This is a genomic window from Mesoflavibacter sp. CH_XMU1422-2 (assembly GCF_037029245.1).
GTDB classification, from domain to species: domain Bacteria; phylum Bacteroidota; class Bacteroidia; order Flavobacteriales; family Flavobacteriaceae; genus Mesoflavibacter; species Mesoflavibacter zeaxanthinifaciens.
Genome location: NZ_JAYMEE010000014.1, coordinates 1 through 1,132, shown reverse-complemented (window position 1 = coordinate 1,132; position 1,132 = coordinate 1). Strand labels below are relative to the sequence as shown.

Annotated in this window: 2 protein-coding genes; both read left to right on the top strand. The window is 31.7% G+C overall.

What is annotated here, in order from left to right; all coding sequences use genetic code 11:
• Positions 1-262 precede the first annotated feature (262 nt).
• Complete coding sequence (locus tag WA340_RS03435; protein ID WP_336127279.1) at positions 263-508, top strand: AbrB/MazE/SpoVT family DNA-binding domain-containing protein; 246 nt, start codon at positions 263-265, stop codon at positions 506-508.
• Complete coding sequence (locus WA340_RS03430) at positions 499-822, top strand: type II toxin-antitoxin system PemK/MazF family toxin (RefSeq protein WP_336127278.1); 324 nt, start codon at positions 499-501, stop codon at positions 820-822. Before WA340_RS03435 ends, WA340_RS03430 begins: the two co-directional genes overlap by 10 nt.
• The last annotated feature ends 310 nt before the right edge of the window (positions 823-1,132 follow it).

The following is a 1,132-nucleotide window of genomic DNA, read 5'->3' as shown; positions in this document are numbered from 1 at the left end:
CGTATATCATAACCTTATTCCTCTCTTTGGTTCTTTATGATTAAATGTTAAAGTTAATAGATTGCTAACTTAAGATGTGTATAAGCAATAAAGGCTAAACGACAATCCTTAAAGTAGTCGCAAAAACAAACACAACGATAGCTCGAAAAAACAGTAAATAAAAACCTTTACTGCTCATACACCGAGACCGTTGCCATTAATACAAAAAAAAACTTGTACATTAAAATAAATGTGATAACTTTGTAATTACAAACATAAAGTTATGGAAACAGCAATCATAAAAATTGGTAATTCAAAAGGTTTGCGCTTGAGCAAAACTATTTTGGAAAAATACAATATCAAGGACAAAGTAGAAATGATTTTGGAAAAAGGCCAAATTATTCTTAAACCAATTGATACGCCAAGAAAAAATTGGGAAAAAGCCTTTGAGAAAATGCACGAAAATAACGATGACCGTTTATTGTTCGATGATGTTTTTGAAGACGAAAATTTTGAGGAATGGAATTAAGACAATATTCCATCGTACTCGTAAATCTTGACCCGACAAAAGGTAGCGAAATGAAAAAGATTCGACCTTGTGTAATCGTTTCGCCAAATGAAATGAATAAGTACTTGAATACTATCGTAGTAGCACCAATGACAACCAATCTCAAAAAATATCCTTCTCGTGTTGCGGTCAAGCATAATAATAAAAAAGGAATGGTAACAATTGACCAAATACGAACAGTTGATAAATCACGAATTATTAAAATATTTGACCAACTGACAAAGAGCGAGACACAAAAATGTAAGGACGTAATTAGAGAAATGTTTGTTGATTAATAAATGAGAACGGAACAAAATTGCGAGAAAGTACTAATGGCAACAACGTATAAAAACAATAGGGCAATTGTAGCAAAACCGAATGGTTCGAGCGCATTTGCAAGGTCGCCAAATTTTTAAATTTGGCTATATTTACAAAAAAAAATAAACATAGAAATTTAAAAATTCGGCTTGTGCTAAACCGAATAGTTAGTGGGAGTTTTCCGCCCTACTGTTATTATACAAGACCGTTGCCAGTAATACGTGAAAATCCGTTTCTATATTGAAAATCATATATAAATTTGGAAATTGTTACCTTTTTAGGTAACTT

Excerpts from the sequence above, each read along its gene's own strand:
- WA340_RS03435 (WP_336127279.1), top strand. The coding sequence starts at position 263 with ATGGAAACAGCAATCATAAAAATTGGTAATTCAAAAGGTTTGCGCTTG.
- WA340_RS03430 (WP_336127278.1), top strand. The coding sequence starts at position 499 with ATGGAATTAAGACAATATTCCATCGTACTCGTAAATCTTGACCCGACA.